Origin of the sequence: Paraburkholderia largidicola (assembly GCF_013426895.1) — a bacterium.
Taxonomy (GTDB): Bacteria; Pseudomonadota; Gammaproteobacteria; order Burkholderiales; family Burkholderiaceae; genus Paraburkholderia; species Paraburkholderia largidicola.
Window position 1 is genome coordinate 136555 of sequence record NZ_AP023177.1, and the last position, 17342, is coordinate 153896.

The window sequence follows — 17342 nt, forward strand, 5'->3', positions numbered from 1 at the left end:
GTGGTATGCGTTTGTGCTTACCTTCGGCGCGAAGTTCAGGCAATGGAGCGAGGAATGGGCGCCACCGTTAATCAATTTCGGATGCAGGACCCTACGCGCAATATCCCGGCCCGGAAATCGAGCGGCAGCCGCAGGAAGGTGCAGCAATTCGGCAATCAAGTGCCGATGAAGGAAGCGTTCGGGCCAGCACGCGGAACTCGCGCTGATCTACGTCGTGCTGGATTCCAGGAGTCCAGCTTTGTCACGGGTGAGATCTACGGCGTAACGGGGGAGCACTTGTCGTGACAGTCTCGACATATCGGCATTACGGTAAACGGTGCAAAACCGCAGACATGGGTTCGAGTCCTGCGGCGCGTCCACCTCCTTTAAGTTCTCAACGTCGCCGTCACTATGGTTCCTCTCTGAGTTCTTCGCTGCGGCTCCTTCGCTGGTCGGAGACCACATCGATTCCCTTCTTCCGTACTTCCTCTATAAAAGCCAGGCGGGCTCGGTAGTACCCGGAACGTACGGCCTGAAAAAGGTCTACGCGCAAGTCTTTCAACTCGCGTTCAGCCTGTTTCTCGGGAGTCGTAGCGTGGTGTGCAATCAGGATTTCAAGCAGTCGCAACATGATTCCGTCCCCTGCGCTTAGTTGTTCTTTCGCTGTCTCTCGCGAATCGCGTGCTCGCCATTTACCGACCCTTCGTTCACGGCGTCTGTGCGGCTTGCCACACGCGATGCTGATGCTATGCGGCTCCTCGGAAATTGACATGGAGACGAGAAGCGGTCAGAGGAAGATAACTATATATATTACCGATTAGATCCTGATTGCGGCGGTAGCCGAGAATATTCCTGGTCGTGCCTGAGGCGGTAAGCGCAGTAGATCAAGACTGCGCGCCCTCATAAAAAATGCCCATCACCAGCGAGACGATCGCATCCGGCGAGATGCCTTTCTTGCAGTAACCATCAAGGTATTGGCTGGCCGGATTACCCATGACGAACGCTCGATCCGCTGCCGTGAAGGCAATCACGTAAGGGCGGTTCCCAGGCATGCATTTTCGAATGGCCTCTGCGGTCGAAAATCCATCGCGTTGCGGCATCCAGATATCGAGCAGAACCACGTCAGGCATCCAGTTCTGGATCGTCTCCAGCGCATCGCCACAGCAGCCCGCAGTTCGCGCTTCCATGCCGGCGAGCGCGAGGTAGGTGGCGATTCCTATGGCCGCCCCGTGATAATCATCGATTACCAGCACGCGAATAGACGAGCGTATGGGCATTATCGACCTGGCGTTAGGATCAGATATTTTTCAGGCTTGCAATCCGCATGCCGCGGGTAAATCATCGACTGCCTTTAAAAAGATATGATAGGCGATATCGATATATTTGCAATTAGGATTGCAATGCGTTTCAGTGTGCTAATTTCGAATGATTCATATATTTAATGTATAAGTAAGATGGCGTTGTGCGAAATGCCCTGAAGCCGAGCAGGGCATCCGCCGGTAGTCGCGCTCTGCGCGCAGGGGGCCGAGTGTTGGCGGTCGCCCCCAATGGCCTTATTGCTTCTTGGCCGCGTCTACTCTTTGATCGGCGGCTTTCTTGTTTGCGTCGTTCTGCGCCTCGACTTTATCCTTGTCAGCCTTGGCTTGAGCAACGTTTGCATCGTTGGCTGCGTCGTGCTTTTTACGGTCCGCTTTGGCCTGCGCATCGTGCTTCTTTTTGTCGGCCTTGGCCTGCGCCCGCGCTGCATCGGCGCGCGCATCAGACGCTTCCCCTGGCGTCATTGCCTTCTGCATCTTCGCCGCTTTCTTGTCGGCGTCTGCCTGAGCTGAAGCCTTGTCTTCGTTCGCGGACGCCTGAGCCTTGTCGGCATCGCTCTGAGCTTCGGCCTTCTTCTTGTTCGCAGTAGCCTGTGCTTCGCTTTTTTCGCTGTTTGCCTTCATTTGCGCTTTGCCGGCTTGCGTGGGCGCCGCCGTTTGTGCGAGCGCAGTGGAAACGAGCAACGCGGATGCGAGAGCCGCAACAATCTTTTTCATGATCTTCCTCCTTGGGAAATGCACGATTGTGGTCAGTGCTTTTCAGAAACACCTACCGTTTTCGAGGCAGAGTCAGCCACGAGGTTTCTTATGCGACGGTGCAATCTGTTCGAAGCAACCGACATGCCGCGGTTGACGAGTCAACACATGAGTAAAGAAAAATGAGAATGCCTGTGAGAATAAATCGCAGAAGACTTTGCGAATACGCGTAAATGGTTTCAACCGTCAATCGCTTTGCTCGCACGACACCTCTATATTTCCGAACGCTTCAAAAGATAATCGAGGCCGCCGACCCGATACCACCGATAGCCATAAGGTTCGAGCACCACTGCATGACGACCGTCAGCGCCAGGCTCGCTGTGGTCGTCCGAAAGCAGATTGATCAGACGGCAGCCAACCGGTTCATTGCAGCCCGAGCGAAACTTCACCGTGCATGGCTCGGCGCGCGGCGTTGCCTACGCACGCGGCTTCTGGAGTAAGTCCATCGACGCGATTAATTCGCTGATAGCCGATCTGGTTCATCCGACCAGCGAGGTGGCGCGCGTGATCGGAGCGGTTGCGCAGGGCGAACTGTCGAAGAGCATGGCGCTCGAAGCCGAAGGCAGGGCGCTCCAAGGCGAGTTCCTGCGTAACCGCGAAGACCATCAACACGATGGTCGACCAGCTCGGCACGTTCGCCGTCGAAGTCACGCGCGTCGCACGTGAAGTCGGAACGGAAGGCAAGCTCGGCGGCCAGGCCGATGTGCAGGGCGTGGCGGGCACATGGAAGGACCTGACCGACTCCGTCAACTCGATGGCGGGTAATCTGACCAGCCAGGTCCGCAACATCGCCGAGGTGACGAAGGCCGTTGCTGCGGGCGATCTGTCGAAGAAGATCACGGTGGATGTAAAGGGTGAGATTCTCGAACTGAAAAACACGATCAACACGATGGTCGACCAGTTGCGTTCGTTCGCACCCGAAGTGACCCGCGTGGCGCGTGAAGCGGGCACGGAGGGCAAGCAGGGCAAGCAGGGCGGGCAGGCGGATGTGCGCGGCGTGGCGGGCACATGGAAGGATCTGACTGACAACATGAACTTCATGGCGGGCAATCTGACGAGCCAGGTGCGCGGCATCGCGAAGGTGGTGACGGCAGTCGCGAACGGCGACCTCGCACGCAAGCTGACCGTCGAGGCAAAGGGCGAAATTGCGGCCCTCGCCGACACCATCAACAGCATGACGGAAACGCTCGCGACCTTCGCCGACCAGGTGACGACCGTGGCGCGCGAAGTGGGCGTCGAGGGTAAGCTGGGCGGCCAGGCGAAAGTGCCCGGGGCGTCGGGCACATGGAAAGGCCTCACCGAGAACGTGAACCAGCTTGCAGCCAATCTGACGACCCAGGTGCGCGCAATCGCGGAAGTTGCGACTGTCGTCACACAGGGCGACCTGACGCGTTCGATCACCGTCGAAGCGCTCGGCGAAGTGGCGGCGTTGAAGGATACGATCAACGAGATGATCCGTAACCTGAAAGATACGACGCAGGTCAATACCGAACAGGATTGGCTGAAGACGAATCTGGCGAAGTTCAGCCGTATGCTGCAAGGCCAGAAGGATCTGGTCGCTGTCGGCCAGTTGATCCTTTCCGAGCTTGCACCCGTGGTCGGTGTCCAACAGGCGGAGTTCTTCGTGCTGGATGCGGTCGGCGAATTGGCGTCACTACGTCTGATGGCAAGCTACGCGTCCAGCGGTCGTCCTTCGCACGGCAAGCGTGTGCAACCCGGTGAAGGATTGATCGGGCAATGCGCGGTGGAGCGGCGCAAGATCCTGCTGGAACCGACGAAGGACGATGGATTTCGCATCACGTCCGGCCTCATCAGGATCGTGCCGCACAATGTACTCGTGCTGCCGATCGTGTTCGAAGGGCAGGTCAAGGGCGTCATCGAGCTTGCGTCCACAGAGCGTTTCAATCCGACGCACCTCGCGTTCCTCGATCAGCTGACTGAAAGTATCGGCATTGTTGTCAATGCGATCGAAGCGAATACGCGCACGGAAGACCTGCTCAAACAGTCGCAGTCGCTTGCGCATGAACTGCAAAGCCGGCAGGAAGAACTGCAACAGACCAATCAGGAATTGCAGGAAAAAGCGCGGCTGCTCGCCCACCAGAATCAGGAAGTGGAGCGCAAGAACGAGGAAGTCGAGCAGGCGCGCCAGGCACTCGAAGAGAAGGCCAAACAGCTTGCGTTGACGTCGAAGTACAAGTCGGAGTTTCTCGCGAACATGTCGCACGAGTTGCGCACGCCGCTCAACAGCCTGCTGATTCTGTCAGATCAGTTGTGCAAGAACCCGGAAGGCAACCTGCGCCGAAGCAGATCGAGTTCTCGCGCACTATCCATTCGTCCGGCAACGAACTGTTGATGCTGATCAACGACATCCTCGACCTGTCGAAGATCGAGTCGGGCACCGTCGCATTGGATTTCGCTGAGCATCGTCTCGCCGACCTCACGTCATATGTGGAACGCACGTTCCGGCATGTGGCCGAAGCGCGAAACGTGGAGTTCGCCGTTCACGTCGGCGCGCGTTTGCCTGCATCCATTCGTTCCGACATCAAGCGACTGCAACAGATTCTGAAAAACCTGTTGTCGAACGCATTCAAGTTCACGCACCGGGGGCATGTGACGTTGTCGATCGAGGAAGTGTTCGGCGGATGGACCGTCGACAACGAAAGCCTCAATCGCGCGGAGGACGTTATCGCGTTTTCGGTGGCCGATACGGGCATCGGCATTTCGGTCGACAAGCAGCAGATCATGTTTGAGGCGTTCCAGCAGGCTGATGGCAGCACGAGCCGCAAATACGGCGGTACGGGTCTGGGCCTCGCGATCACCCGTGAACTGTCGAAGCTGCTGGGCGGCGAGATACGTCTGGTCAGTTCGCCAAACAAAGGCAGCACATTCACGCTGTATCTTCCGCTCTCGGGCGAGATGGGTCGCGTCGCCCGCAAGGCAGTTACAGTGGCCGACGGCGACATGCCTGCCCCGGCGGCGGCCAGCAGTGAGCCCATCAGTGCGGCCGATGCGCGCGCCGCGCATGAGTTCGTCGATGCTGTCGTTAGCGATACACGGGAGTTGCAGGCCGCGCCGCAGGATGACCGCCTCAATATCATGCCGGGCGACCGCGTGCTGCTGATAGTCGAGAACGATCTTGTTTTCGTGCATTTCCTGCTCGATGTGGCGCGCGAGCGGGGCTTCAAGGGGCTCGTCACGCCACTCGGCGCGTCCGCGCTGACACTCGCCGATCAGTTCAAGCCCGATATGATCACGCTCGATCTGTTCCTGCCAGACATGGACGGTTGGCGCGTTCTCGCGCGGATCAAGCACGATCTCGCGACGCGTCATCTGCCCATCTGCGTGATCTCGACCGACGAATCGCGCGAGCGTGCGCTGCAATTGGGTGCATTCGCGTTTCTCGGGAAACCGATTCAATCGCGTGAAATACTGGACAACGCACTCGTTGCACTCGCCAGTTACGTCGACGGAACACCTCGCAAGCTGCTGGTGGCGCTGCCCGAGTCGCCTGCGCGCGAGCAGTTCGTCGCGTTGATTCCGGGCGAGCGTCTTACGCCTGTGATCGTGCCTTCGCGCGAACCGCCGCTGGCCGCGTTGACCGACGACATCGGGTGAGCGCTTCAGCTCATCATCGATCGATTAAGCGAAGCTATACCGCATCGGTTGACCTTGGAACGAACGTACGCGTCTAGGCGCCGGGCGGCCGCGGCACGGGGCATGCTTCGCGGAAGGCAGCACGAACCGGGATGGGCAGTCAAAATGGCAGAGTATCTGAGCGCGATATTTCGCTCGTATAGAGACGCTCGCGACGCATGGCGGTCGCTCGACGAGTCGGGTCTATGCGCATCCGGCGCATTCTTCCTTTTTACAATCTCTCCTTTGACGCGATCCGTGCGCACAATGTGCCCGACGCATGAACTGGATTATGCGGAATACGCGGGTCACGGCGAACAGTTCGCGATAACGGCGGTCAACCGGTTCACCGAGCCGCCTATGGATTATTTCTTTGGCGACAAGCTCGATGACAGGAGAACCGATCACACATTGCTGGTCGCGGCTGACCCCCAACCAGCAATGCTGGTACAGATTTGCGCGACGTTGAAGGACAGCGGAGCGTTCGCGATCCGTCGGCCGGGTTCGGGTTCGCGTTGGCAGTTTTGCAACTCGCGATAGCAAAATGCCGCCCTGTGCCGCATTCCAAGGAGTATGCCCTCCCTCTCTAGCTTGCGCTCACGTGATGTCGGATGGCTAGCCACCACGCTGACCATCAAAGTCACGGCGGCACGCACCAGGTACGCCATACCACTTCACTCGACTGTCTCCCGTAGGTCGGTCGCTCAGCACCGACTTTCTAGGCGACCTCCTATGGAAACGTGTTGCCCCACGTTGTCATTAAGGTCGCGCCATTGCAATGGCCGGCATAACTTCGTTCCGCTCCGGATGAAAGAGTAGTGCGAGAGTGCGGCGCTCGAGGACAGGTTGGCAAGATCACTTCAATACTGGAAGTTGCAGTGAGCGTGAGAGCTCCACCGAAAAGTGCGGCGCCATGTTCAGGTGTGAAGCAGGCGACCGCGACCATCATCAGACGGAAGGCGCCAATCTGATCACGGAGCGCTCGATGTCCGGCACTGCAAGCGCGCCGATCGGGTCAGAACGTTTAACGTCACGATGGCGTGACGGGTCAATCGTATTGCTATTCATTTGATAGAACACAGTGGCTATCCTGCAACCTCGCTTATTGATTATCCAGCACCGCAAGGCGCAGCGTGCGTGAGCCATACTAATCTCGGCCACATTTTGAGAATGATTATGCATATGGCTCTCAGAGTACCTTCCTTCAAAGGGAGGAAACCATGGAGAAAATCGTCGCGGCACTCGCATCCGTACTGCTCGTTACCACGGCATTCGCACAGACTTGACCCTAATCTCGTGACAAAGGGTAAGCAGGCGAGACGAAATGCAACGCCAACTGAATCCATGAAAGGTATGAAGCGAGCAACCCGGGTTGCCGACGGACGGCAACGTCGGTAGCCTTGAGTTCGTCAGCGTCGCCGAGGTCAAATCCGAGATCGCTGTAACGACACGATCGCTTCTCAAACCAATGGCCGCTAGGGTCTTGTCTACATCCGTGTAGGAAGTCGCACTGACCAGTTGAGGTGACGGATTGCAGGCGCGATCGATGACACCGCCCGTTGCCATGAAAGCGCTCTTGACGCACATCGGCTAGGGGCGATGGCGTTTTCCATTGCACGAGTAAACCCGCGGGATGCACGTTGAACTCCGCGAGCTTCGTAGCGGCGCCTTTGCCTCTAAAGCGTCCGAGGGATTGGGGCCGCGCTGCGCGAACGAGTCCGGTGAAGGCACGCCGTCGCCCACAACCGAATAGAACGCCGATCGCTGTCGAAGGCGGACCAAATGTTGCGCACGGACTGTGGCGCGAGCCGGAGTGCTTTTGCTCCGCGTCTCACGGGCGCCTGAACCGGCTATATGCGGCGGATGCGGACGAAACAGCTTGGGCGCGGAATTTGCGCACTCGTTTCGGCTATGCAAGCAGAGACATGGTTATGGCAATCGGACATTTTTCACAGCTATATTCAGAAAGCCCCACAGACTGTCCGACCGCGCGGACGCCTGAAGCGCTATCTTCGTCGCGGCAGACGGCAACCACGGCCTATTCCATTTTTCATGAGCACTGGTGGCTCGACATTGCGACGGGCGGTGAGTGGGAGATGGCGACCGTCAAGCATGGCAACCAGTTGCTGGGTGAAATGCCGTACTATCTCGCCCGCAAGGGCGTGTGGCGCGTCTCGCGTCTGCCGCCGCTGACGCGCACGTTGGGTCCTGTCATCAAGCCGATTGGGACCGATCCCGTGCGCGAGTTCCGCCATCGCATGCACGTCACGACGCGCCTGATTGAACAGTTGCCGCGTTTCGACAGTTTCTTCCAGGTCTTCGACCATCGCGTGAAAGATGCGCTTGCTTTTGCGCTGCGTGGCTTCACCATTTCAGCGCGGTACACGTTTCATATCGGGCCGGATTGCACGACGCCTGAGGTGTGGGCGCGCATGAGCAGCAAGACACGCAACGTCATCCGGAATGCAGCGACGACTTTGACCGTGCGCCAAATCGAAGCACCGGGCGAGTTTCTTCGCTTCTATGAAGCGAATCTCGCATCGCGGTCACGAACCAACGCGTATGGCACCGTCGTCATGCGCGAACTCGTGAATGCATTTGTCGACAGGAAAGCGGGACGTCTGCTGGGCGCATATGATCGGCACGGCAGGCTAGCCGGTGTGATCGGCCTCGTTTGGGATTGTGACAGCATGTACTACCTGCTCTCTTCGCGCGCGCAGGCGTCGCCTGGTGGAGCGATCAGTCTTCTGGTCTGGTCCGCGATCCAGGAGGCGATCGGCCGCAACCTGACATTCGATTTCGACGGATTTTCAGGTGCTGCCACATACGAGTTTCTAAGCGGCTTCGGCGGGACTTTGAAACAGCGGCTCGGTGTGGAACGCCTGAGCACGATGTACTCGGTAGCAAGAACACTCAAGCGTCGCGTGTCTCGGCAGTCGCACGAGGCATTTACGCCCAATCTCTGACACGCAACGTGTCACTCGGTCGATACCGCTTCCAGGAAAGGGGACGCCTCGGCGAAGCATGTGTCGTGACAGCCTGCTGTGCTGTGGGCGACAAGTTGCGAATACTTCTCAAGTTTCGGTCGGGCGGGATACAGTGCAGATCCTGCGTTCCATGCGACCAGCCATTGCAGCTTCGTCGAACGCGCTGCGTAGCCGGAGACCAAAGTTACGGCTTTTCACCAGCACGTCACAAGCCGACGTGGCTATGCGCGAAAAGTACCGAAGCACGTGACGTGCACCGACGTATCCGTGGCGAGCACACGGATGACTGGTTCGCGGAGGCCATGCAACGCAGCCAGTTGGACTGCGGGCGTCTTATTAGGAAGACGGCGTTGCGACGCGGCTGTCGAAGGTACGTTGCCCACAAGCGACGGCGGATGGCAGGACGATGCTGACGAAGACGTGACGGATAGATAAGACACTTTTGGAGAACTGTCGCCAACCTACGACTCCGAGAAGGCGCCGGAGGGAAAGTAGGGACGCGGTGCCCAGGAGGGGCATAAGCAAAGCGGCTGTACAGGGCATGTTGCGACCTGGTGGCGTCTATCCCCTCGTCTACACTGGCCATATGACCGGCAGGTCACTGGAGGCTATCGTGCTCGCTCTTGCTTTTGGGTGAAGGATGGACACCATCATGCTCAACCTGTTGGGGTGCGCGACATGGATGTGCATCGTGTCATCGTGCGGGCTGGGATCGGCAAATTGCGTGCGATACCTGTCTGGCGTAAAGTGATGCAACTTGGGGGGCGAGTTGGTTCGTGGAAAATTCGCTTGGACAGGGAACTGAATGTGGAGTCGCTGACCATTGATTTGCTTGATCCGCCGGGCGCGGGGTCGACGAACTTCGTTCGAGATTGAAAATGTCTGCCACCGGTTACGTACATAGACGTGCGCTAGTCGAATCCGCCTGTCAGAGCGCCCCCGGCTGGGATGCGTACCCGAGGATCCCCGGCATCGGGCTATGCAGTCGATGTGTTCTGCGGCACTGCATTGTGGGCGATGCGTGCGGTGCACGTGAAATTGAGCGCTGGAAGCGGCGGAACGTTCTCGCGACATTCCGCCGAATTGCGATTGCCGCAACGTTCAGAATGGCCGGTGCCTTCCAGGCGAAAGGGAAATATGCCCCGTAAAGCATGTTGCGCTTTTCGCGTAACAATAGGCACTCCTCCCTTCCACAGTCGTCCACTTCGTGCGCGGTCGGAGTAAAGGAGAAGACGGCACTAATGGTTCACTCCGAGACCTACCAGTTCCCTTATACCCGAACTGAGGGAAGGCAACGCACCTACAGCGTGACAGTCAACCTCGCCCGCAGGGACTCCGGGGTATTTGCCTACGAGGCATGGGTACATTACGCGGGAATATTCAAGGGCAACGGTCTCGTGTTCCCGCTCGCTGCCCAAACTTGGGAACAGGCGGCGAATGAGGCGCGCGCACGCATTGAAGATCAGATAGAGCATCTGCTTGGTGTTATGGAATGAGCCTCGGTGGATCCGCGTAAACGATGGGAAGTTCCGGCGCGTAGTGACTTATGACGCTGGCTTCCCGCAGATCGACAGCATTGGGTGCGGCAGTTCGGATGCCGCGGGTCGCGGAATTTCCCGTCATTCGTGAATGGATCAGCAGCCGAGAGGCCGCGCATCGAACGCCGTCGACGTTTTGCGGGCTCGGAGTAGCCGAGCCGGTTGCTCAAACGGTTTGACGTTCGGCGTCCTCGCGAGGAACACCACTTGCTGGACGTTGAGACCATTCGACCAACCAAGGGAGGTTCACATGGCTGACTCATTTCAATCCACGATTCCCGGCCCTGCCGGATTACTTCCCCAAGACGACCATTCTGGAGCGAAGTCGCACGGCAGCGACGCAGGACCGGGAACCGGCACCGGATCGTTGTCCGACCTGAAAGAAAAAATTGCGAATGCACACGAGGTTGTCAAAACGAAGTACCGCATCGTCTCCGAATCGACCGACGATTTCGTTCATGAGAGTCCGTGGAGATCTGTCACTATGGCACTCATCGGCGGACTCATCATCGGAATGCTTGCTGCCCGATAACGCGGATTCAGCCACCAGAAAAAAAGAAGGTGTGTCGACCTCGCATACAATCATTTTCTGGCTGATTATTGGAGGCACCGTCGGCGCTTTGGCCGGTCGGCGATGCAACCATAGTCGGGTGACGCGGTAGAGAAACTACAACCGCAGCGCCGCACTGTACACATGAAGCCCGACTGCAACACCCATCTTTTGCGCCTAATCCGCACGTCAGTCCAGGCTCGAAGCGATTGGTATCCGGATCAACCAGTTCCCGACATAGTCGCCGCGCAAGTCCTGGCGGCGACCGACGCGCGTCTACGTCCACGATCGAGCAGCGCTCAACGTCCCATCAGGAAACAGCACGGCAACCGGTGGAGCGATGCTTGCGCGGCATCCATCATCCGGCCTTCGAGTACGGGCTCGCGCGCCGGTTCGACATGCGGCGGGTTAGGCAGTTGTAGCACGTCCGTAATGCTCAAGTTCGTCGCCATAACCGAAATGCTCGACGATTGAACAGGATTGCCACGCGGCACTTTTAAGCTTTGGCAGGCCGGGCGTTTGTTAAATAAATGATGTACTAGCCGCTCAATCGGAACGCGACGATTTCCTGGAGGAAGCAATGATCGCTACCAAACATGCAGTACCGCCATTCCCGCCGCAACAGCAGGCCAACGTGCCCGGGCTCACCGCGCCGATGAACCCACAGCCCGACGACGGTGAAGAGAGTTATGTTGGACACGGCCAGCTTGCGGGCAACGCGGCGATTATCACCGGCGGCGACAGCGGCATCGGAAGTGCCGTAGCGATTGCATTCGCGCGCGAGGGGGCGGACATGCTGGTCTCCTAACTGAACGAGCACGATGATGCACAGGAGACCCAGCGTTGGGCGGAAAAAGCGGGTCGCCGTGCCGTTCTTATGCCGGGCGACATCAGAACCACCGCGCATTGCAATGGGATAGTGGAGCATGCGATTTAACGAGTTCGGCCGGATTGACATCATCGTCAACAACGCGGCTTATCAGATGACCTACGATTCCCTTGATGAAATTACTGATGAAGAATGGAACATGACGTTCGATACGAACATCGGTGCTTTGTTCAGAATCGTGCGGTCGGCCGTCAGGCATATGGAACCGGGCGGCTCGATCATTAACACGACATCGATCAATGCGGATAAGCCCAGTCCTGGTCTTCTCGCGTACGCGACAACGAAGGGCGCTATCCAGAATTTCACAGGCGGTCCGGCTCAGTTGCTCGCAAAGCAGGGCATTTGGGTCAGTTGCATCGCGCCTGGGCCGGTCTGGACGCCGCTGATTCCGTCGACAATGCCAAAGGAAAAAGTCGAGAATTTCGGCAAGCAGGTGCCAATGGAGCGGCCCGGCCAGCCCGCTGAACTCGCTTGCGCTTATGTGATGCTCGCTACAGACGAAGCCAGCTACGTGTCGGGGGCAACGATCGCCGTAACGGGCGGTGCACCGGTTCTCTAGCCTATGTAGAGGTCGTCTGCCGCCGGGCGGGATGAGGTGCTGTCGCGACATCATTCGATCGTTCCCGTAGATCGCAGACGACGCTACGCGTGGTGCGAGCACGATGCGCACACCTAGAGGCACGGCTGGTGGAGCGGGCAGGTCATGGCTGAGCACGCTGCCCATTCCCGAAGGCGTCGAACGGGGCGCCCTGATCCTGTTTGTTGCTCGCGGACTGCGTGGCATGTGCGATGGATTTATCGCCGTGCTGCTACCCGGCTAGCTGCTGGCCCTTGGCTTTGGACAGCTGGCTGTTGGATTGGTCAGTACGACCACTTTGTTCGGATCGGCCTTCGCGACGGTTTTGGTCGGTCTCGCAGGTAACCGGTTTGTGCCGGGCTTCCTGTTGCGCTTCGTTGCAACGCTAACGATGGCGACCGGTCTGGCGTTTGTGGGGCTGTCATCGCTATGGCCACTGCTCATCGTCACATTCGTCGGTACGCTGAACCCAAGTTCCGGCGATGTCAACCTGTTTCTGCCGCTTGCGGGAACCGTGACGGCATCTGCACAGGCCACGACGCGCGTGCTGCAAAACGAAGGCACCGGATCGTACAAGCTCGCGACGCGCTTGCCGTTGCCGGTGCCGTCACTGCCATCAGGGCACGCAAGCTCGAGGAGCCTTACGTGAACCCCCAGGCGCCTCGGGCGAAATAAGGGGCAGTCATCAGCCAGCAGTTGACTTCCGGATTATGCTTATCTCGCCGTTGCGTTCAAGGATTGCGCCTTGCACTTTATCGAGTGCTTCCGTGCCGAGCTCTTTCCGCACTGTTTCGAGGATGTCCGTTTTCGAAACCAGTGCAGCCAGCATCTGCTGCCTGTCAAAATTCCCGTCGCGATATAGCCGGCGCTCGACCCCTCCTACGAGTACCTCCAACGCATGCGACCTTACGCACGCCCATGCCAACGCTCTGTGCATGACAACAATGACCAAAGACGCCACAAATGTGGCTAGCGCAGGCGACGCGCCGACTATCGCGCGGCTCATCGTTGCTCCGAGCAAAATGGCGACGACAAGGTCAAAAGGCGAACGCTGACCGAAAGAGCGCCGGCCCGAAATCCGAATGAATACGAGGACTGCCAGGAATGTGGCGGCCGCGCGTGCTCTCATCTGAAGCGATGAGAGGTCTCTTCCTTCTCCGAACAACAACGTAAGTGCATCCATGTTCGTCTCCTTGTCTTTTGTGCAGCCAAGAACCGTTTTCGAGCCACCAACGCCACCAGTTCTTCAACAGACTTCCGGAGATGCGCTCGCTACTATCCCTGGTCAGTGAGCCGGCGCTTTGCCGACGAACCCCGGCAACCCTGCTGCCACCTTGCTCTTCGCGAGCTTGACCGCCTGTCGCTCTACGGCGACGAATTGCTCCTCGGTCTCTGGATAGGGCAGATAAGTACGGAAGAGGTCAGCCCATCTGAACTCTTCGAGTGGAACCGTGGTTTTCTCATAGCCGCCCGCATCCCGCACTGACGCCGCCAGGCTGCGATACGGATCGTCTTCCGGCTCCCACATATGTTCGGGCATAGAGGCAAAGCTCTTGCGCTGCCCCTTGGCGTCGTACGGATAGGTCCAGCGGTGGTCGTCCATCGACAGCCAAAATTCCTGATATGAGAGCCACGATAAATCAGCGACTAGGACCGCGGGCATCGTTTTTATTCCGGAGCGCCACAGCGCGCTTGCCACGTGATGGTGGTCAATGGCGAAAGGCGCCTGATGTGGCCCGAGGACAATGGGTACCGGCTTTTCGGCGATTGCCATTTCCAGGTCGCTGCCAGACAGTGACTTGTACAACTGTTCTTTTTGGCGTATCTCTCGTACACCGTGCGTCAGTTGAGTCGGGCGAAGGTTCTTGATGGCTACCGTTTTCATGTTCCCTCCATTCGGATTTTTGTCGGCTTTCGGAGGAGCGCATTCCCTGTTATATCCGGCGCGGCCGCTCAACCGATTTTGGGTGTTTTCATGTCTGGAGTTTTTAGATCTCCTTCAACAACACTGGCGCCAAGGGCCTGTTCGGCTTCCTTGGCTTTCTGAGTGGAATTAAATGGTTAAACGGACCGATCAATGGAGCGCCTTCGAAGAGACATAACCTTCGACTTGCGTACGACAGTGAGCTTCCCGACGAAACTTTGCGGCGCCGCGTTGGTGGTCGCAACGTGGATAGCGTAGCCGGGCACTCTATGCGGCCAACAACCGGAGGCGAAAAACGCTTTGCGAACAGCGCGCTGCGTGTTCCCCGAGATGCAATCATTGTGCCCGGAAAGGCGATGCATCTCGCAGCGTTGGAATGGACAGGCCTATATTTCGCTTGAACGACAACCAAACGCCTGCGGCATTAGGCTCTAGTTACCTCGCGATGTGGCCGCAGCGCTTGATGCAACAACGGCTGGACCCGCAGGGGGGCACTTCGAGCTCACCCGTGAGTGTATGGTGCTGAGGCCGGCCCGACGGACAACGGGAGGGAGCAATGGCAACGACGATTGAGCACGTTTTTGTCCTCATGCTTGAGAATCGTTCGTACGACAGTATCTTCGGCCTGTCGGGGTTTGCTGGCCATCTACCGGCTGGTGGCGCGACGACGGCCATCGGTTTGCCGGCGCAACCGATCGTGAACTTTGGCCGCAGCGGTACGCGCTATCAGTTGCGCCGGGGTTCACCGTATGCGCTCGGCTTTGACCCGGGCCATGAATTTACCGACAGCTGCGTCCAGTTGTGCGGGCTGCCTTTCGCAAGTGCGGACGTGGTCAGAAGCGATTCCCTTGTGCTCGGGCCGACAGGCTATCCGCCCCTGGCGACAGACCCGTCAACGACCGGGTTTGCCGCGACGTACGAGGACCACGCTGACGTCGTTGCGGATGCGTTCAGCGCGTTCACCCCTGACCAGCTTCCCATGCTGAACTTCCTCGCGAGCCAGTTCGGCCTTTGCGACAACTGGTTTGCGTCGGTACCCGGTCCGACATGGCCGAACCGCTTTTTCGCGGTCGCCGGAACGTCCTCTGGACTTGATCACTCGCCCAGCGACGCCGAGGTGCTGGAGGCCATCTTTCTGACTGCCCCAGTATTCAGGTTCCCGAACGGCACGATAATCTCGAAACTCAGCCCGGCAGATTGGCTCATTGTGCAGGGCGACGTCGCCCAGACGCGTGCCATCGCTGGCATGCAGAACCACCGGGACCGATTCGTCGGGATGGGGACGCTGTTGTCGCAGCTCGCTGATGGCTCTCTGAGTGCGAGGTTTGTGTTCATAGAGCCCACGTACGACGCGAAAAATGATTTCCGCAACGGTGACTCGATGCATCCTGCGGGCGACGTACGCAGGGGCGAGGGACTCGTTAAGACCTTTTACGACGCTATCAGTGGCTCAAGGCTATGGCCCAGCAGCCTGTTCGTCGTCGTGTTTGACGAGCACGGCGGCTTTTTCGACCACATCCGTCCTCCGCTAGCGGTGCCGCCCGGCTCAAGGGAGAACCCGAAACTCAAGACGCACAACTTCCCGTTTGACCGCCTCGGCGTCCCGGTACCGGCACTCGTTATCTCGCCGTATGTTGCGCCCGGAACCGTCGACTATACGCAATATGACCATATGTCGATATTGAAAACTGTCAACACGTTGCTTGCGCTAGATGGCTCCCTGAATCTCACTGCCCGTGTGCGCTCATCCGCTGACTTTTCCAAGATACTGGCATTGCCGGTCGCTCGCGCTGACGTTCCCAAGTGCCCCTTGCCTGTTGCAATTGCAGACAAGCGCCCGTCGAGCGCCGGCAGTCTCTGTGCCAAAGACCCGTTCCTGCCGCTCTATGCTCATCCTAGCATGCGGGGTTTCACTCGTCCGAAAAGCCTCTATGATTGCCTTTGCGCGCGATCCGTCTAATGCCTGAACATTTTCTGAGCGCTTGAATAGCGCTTGCGCCCTTGTTCCACATTCGAGTATTAGACACTGTTTCGATTGGAAGATCGGCGGCAAGAGGCGGCGGCGGAACGCTAGCGGAGGACCTACATGGTCGCAAGACGACGGATCCTGGGCTGCCTAACGGCGCTCGGCGGCGGTTATGTACTTAGTGGATGTGGGGGGCAGTGGATCCAGTCCGAGCGCTAATACTCAACCTGTCACCACTCCCGCGAAAACCGATACGTTTTACGGCATCAATGGGCATTTTGACTATCGTTACTCGCCCGCCCAGGTCGTTTCCATCATGAAGGGCCTCGGTTGCTCGACGTATCGAGTAGGCTGCATCGGTGACCCCGCGCAACTCAACGCCGTCGTCAATCTTGGCAAGGCATTTCAGTCCGCGGGGATGACCTTGTTCGTGCTTATCGATCTCGGTATCTACGACAGCAACCGCGAATTGTTTGCGAGCGAATCTGTCGCTTTTAACCGCGGGCAATCGTGCGCGGCAACGGTCGCCGCAGCGCTTGCGCCGTACGGTGTGACCATGATGAGTGCGGCAATGAGATAACGCGAGCGGGCGACATCATTATTGACCCATCGAACGCTGGCACGAAGGCCGTTGATTTCAATAACGCGAACTGGCCAATCATGCGCGGCGTAATGCGGGGAATGATTCAAGGAGTCAAGTCCGTGCAGCCGTCCGCGAGTTGCGGCATCAACTTCTGCGTCGCCGTCATCGGCGCGTCGGACGCGTTATGGGACGGTAAGCAGCCCGACGGCAGCAGCGATCATCTGACGGTGCGATGGGACATGACGACCTGGCACAACTTCGAAGTCAACGGTGACTTCTTCAATTTGGGTTCTGACGGATCAGGTCCAGGATTCGACCTCCCGGCGTACCGCCAGACACGCTACAGAGTGCCGTTCCTGCTTACCGAGTGGAACACCGGTCCTGAAAAGACAGAGGCATATCGGGCGACCTATATCGGGTGCACAGCTTGCCAACTACTTCGCGGCAAGAAAGACGAAGTACATCCAGTCGGTGATGTATTACGAGCTCGACAGCGGAGACACGACTTTTGGCCTGATGATCGACGGCACCATACTGAAGCAGCAATATGACGCATTCGCCAGCTTCGTTACCGGACACCCCGAAATTTGACCGTGCCGGCTCTTGTCAGTAGCGTATCCGGAGTCGCCAGACCCTTCGCATCG

General features: G+C 58.2%; 13 protein-coding genes and 4 pseudogenes. 11 read left to right on the forward strand and 6 right to left on the reverse strand.

The genetic code is table 11. The features are described from left to right. Positions 1 to 54: 54 nt before the first annotated feature. Positions 55 to 285, forward strand: coding sequence for a hypothetical protein (locus tag PPGU16_RS39830; protein WP_180727587.1), 231 nt, complete (start codon positions 55 to 57; stop codon positions 283 to 285). Between the two features lie 578 nt (positions 286 to 863). Here PPGU16_RS39830 and PPGU16_RS39835 read toward each other — a convergent pair. From PPGU16_RS39835 to PPGU16_RS42920, 3 genes and pseudogenes are all read right to left on the reverse strand, one after another. Further along, the gene (locus tag PPGU16_RS39835) at positions 864 to 1232 is read right to left on the reverse strand and encodes a response regulator (protein WP_243460809.1); all 369 of its coding nucleotides are present in this window, start codon (positions 1230 to 1232) and stop codon (positions 864 to 866) included. Between the two features lie 300 nt (positions 1233 to 1532). Further along, a complete protein-coding gene (locus PPGU16_RS39840; protein WP_180727589.1) occupies positions 1533 to 2012 on the reverse strand; it encodes a hypothetical protein in 480 nt (159 codons plus the stop codon). 251 nt (positions 2013 to 2263) lie between these two features. Then, positions 2264 to 2455, reverse strand: a pseudogene (locus tag PPGU16_RS42920) (trehalose synthase); the annotation flags it as partial. 1 nt (position 2456) lies between these two features. Between PPGU16_RS42920 and PPGU16_RS39845 the strand changes: the two are divergent. The 6 genes and pseudogenes from PPGU16_RS39845 to PPGU16_RS39870 all read left to right on the forward strand — a co-directional run. Then, positions 2457 to 5666 (forward strand): annotated as a pseudogene (locus PPGU16_RS39845) (ATP-binding protein); the annotation flags it as partial. Positions 5667 to 5810: 144 nt separating this feature from the next. Then, positions 5811 to 6224, forward strand: a complete 414-nt coding sequence (locus tag PPGU16_RS39850) for a hypothetical protein (RefSeq protein ID WP_180727590.1) — start codon at positions 5811 to 5813, stop codon at positions 6222 to 6224. A 1556-nt stretch (positions 6225 to 7780) separates the two neighbouring features. Beyond that, entirely contained in the window at positions 7781 to 8650 is an 870-nt protein-coding gene (locus PPGU16_RS39855; RefSeq protein WP_180727591.1) for a GNAT family N-acetyltransferase, read from the forward strand. 699 nt (positions 8651 to 9349) lie between these two features. Further along, complete coding sequence (locus PPGU16_RS39860) at positions 9350 to 9547, forward strand: hypothetical protein (protein WP_180727241.1); 198 nt, start codon at positions 9350 to 9352, stop codon at positions 9545 to 9547. 365 nt (positions 9548 to 9912) lie between these two features. Then, the gene (locus tag PPGU16_RS39865) at positions 9913 to 10167 is read left to right on the forward strand and encodes a hypothetical protein (RefSeq protein WP_180727592.1); all 255 of its coding nucleotides are present in this window, start codon (positions 9913 to 9915) and stop codon (positions 10165 to 10167) included. Positions 10168 to 10459: 292 nt separating this feature from the next. Beyond that, positions 10460 to 10741: an ElaB/YgaM/YqjD family protein gene (locus PPGU16_RS39870; protein ID WP_180727593.1), complete on the forward strand. Its 282-nt coding sequence runs from the start codon at positions 10460 to 10462 to the stop codon at positions 10739 to 10741. A 317-nt stretch (positions 10742 to 11058) separates the two neighbouring features. Here the strand turns inward: PPGU16_RS39870 and PPGU16_RS39875 are convergent, their stop codons facing one another. Next, positions 11059 to 11199: a hypothetical protein gene (locus PPGU16_RS39875; protein ID WP_180727594.1), complete on the reverse strand. Its 141-nt coding sequence runs from the start codon at positions 11197 to 11199 to the stop codon at positions 11059 to 11061. 140 nt (positions 11200 to 11339) lie between these two features. On the opposite strand from PPGU16_RS39875, the pseudogene PPGU16_RS39880 reads away from it, so the two are divergent. Both PPGU16_RS39880 and PPGU16_RS43445 read left to right on the forward strand, forming a co-directional pair. After that, positions 11340 to 12207: pseudogene (locus tag PPGU16_RS39880) on the forward strand (SDR family oxidoreductase). 103 nt (positions 12208 to 12310) lie between these two features. Continuing rightward, positions 12311 to 12469, forward strand: a complete 159-nt coding sequence (locus tag PPGU16_RS43445) for a hypothetical protein (protein ID WP_180727595.1) — start codon at positions 12311 to 12313, stop codon at positions 12467 to 12469. Positions 12470 to 12910: 441 nt separating this feature from the next. Here the strand turns inward: PPGU16_RS43445 and PPGU16_RS39890 are convergent, their stop codons facing one another. Further along, entirely contained in the window at positions 12911 to 13408 is a 498-nt protein-coding gene (locus PPGU16_RS39890; protein WP_180727596.1) for a DUF421 domain-containing protein, read from the reverse strand. A 102-nt stretch (positions 13409 to 13510) separates the two neighbouring features. Beyond that, positions 13511 to 14110 (reverse strand): ParB-like protein, encoded by a 600-nt coding sequence (locus tag PPGU16_RS39895; protein ID WP_180727597.1) that lies wholly within the window; start codon positions 14108 to 14110, stop codon positions 13511 to 13513. A gap of 595 nt (positions 14111 to 14705) precedes the next feature. On the opposite strand from PPGU16_RS39895, the gene PPGU16_RS39900 reads away from it, so the two are divergent. Both PPGU16_RS39900 and PPGU16_RS39905 read left to right on the forward strand, forming a co-directional pair. Next, complete coding sequence (locus PPGU16_RS39900) at positions 14706 to 16109, forward strand: alkaline phosphatase family protein (RefSeq protein ID WP_180727598.1); 1404 nt, start codon at positions 14706 to 14708, stop codon at positions 16107 to 16109. Between the two features lie 253 nt (positions 16110 to 16362). Further along, a pseudogene (locus PPGU16_RS39905) lies at positions 16363 to 17289 on the forward strand (hypothetical protein); the annotation flags it as partial. Positions 17290 to 17342: the final 53 nt, after the last annotated feature.

What these genes read in the sequence shown, in the direction of transcription:
- PPGU16_RS39830 (WP_180727587.1), top strand. Translation starts at nt 55, where the DNA reads ATGGGCGCCACCGTTAATCAATTTCGGATGCAGGACCCTACGCGCAAT.
- PPGU16_RS39840 (WP_180727589.1), bottom strand. Translation starts at nt 2,012, where the DNA reads ATGAAAAAGATTGTTGCGGCTCTCGCATCCGCGTTGCTCGTTTCCACT.
- PPGU16_RS39850 (WP_180727590.1), top strand. Translation starts at nt 5,811, where the DNA reads ATGGCAGAGTATCTGAGCGCGATATTTCGCTCGTATAGAGACGCTCGC.
- PPGU16_RS39855 (WP_180727591.1), top strand. Translation starts at nt 7,781, where the DNA reads ATGGCGACCGTCAAGCATGGCAACCAGTTGCTGGGTGAAATGCCGTAC.
- PPGU16_RS39860 (WP_180727241.1), top strand. Translation starts at nt 9,350, where the DNA reads ATGGATGTGCATCGTGTCATCGTGCGGGCTGGGATCGGCAAATTGCGT.
- PPGU16_RS39865 (WP_180727592.1), top strand. Translation starts at nt 9,913, where the DNA reads ATGGTTCACTCCGAGACCTACCAGTTCCCTTATACCCGAACTGAGGGA.
- PPGU16_RS39870 (WP_180727593.1), top strand. Translation starts at nt 10,460, where the DNA reads ATGGCTGACTCATTTCAATCCACGATTCCCGGCCCTGCCGGATTACTT.
- PPGU16_RS43445 (WP_180727595.1), top strand. Translation starts at nt 12,311, where the DNA reads ATGCGCACACCTAGAGGCACGGCTGGTGGAGCGGGCAGGTCATGGCTG.
- PPGU16_RS39890 (WP_180727596.1), bottom strand. Translation starts at nt 13,408, where the DNA reads ATGGATGCACTTACGTTGTTGTTCGGAGAAGGAAGAGACCTCTCATCG.
- PPGU16_RS39895 (WP_180727597.1), bottom strand. Translation starts at nt 14,110, where the DNA reads ATGAAAACGGTAGCCATCAAGAACCTTCGCCCGACTCAACTGACGCAC.
- PPGU16_RS39900 (WP_180727598.1), top strand. Translation starts at nt 14,706, where the DNA reads ATGGCAACGACGATTGAGCACGTTTTTGTCCTCATGCTTGAGAATCGT.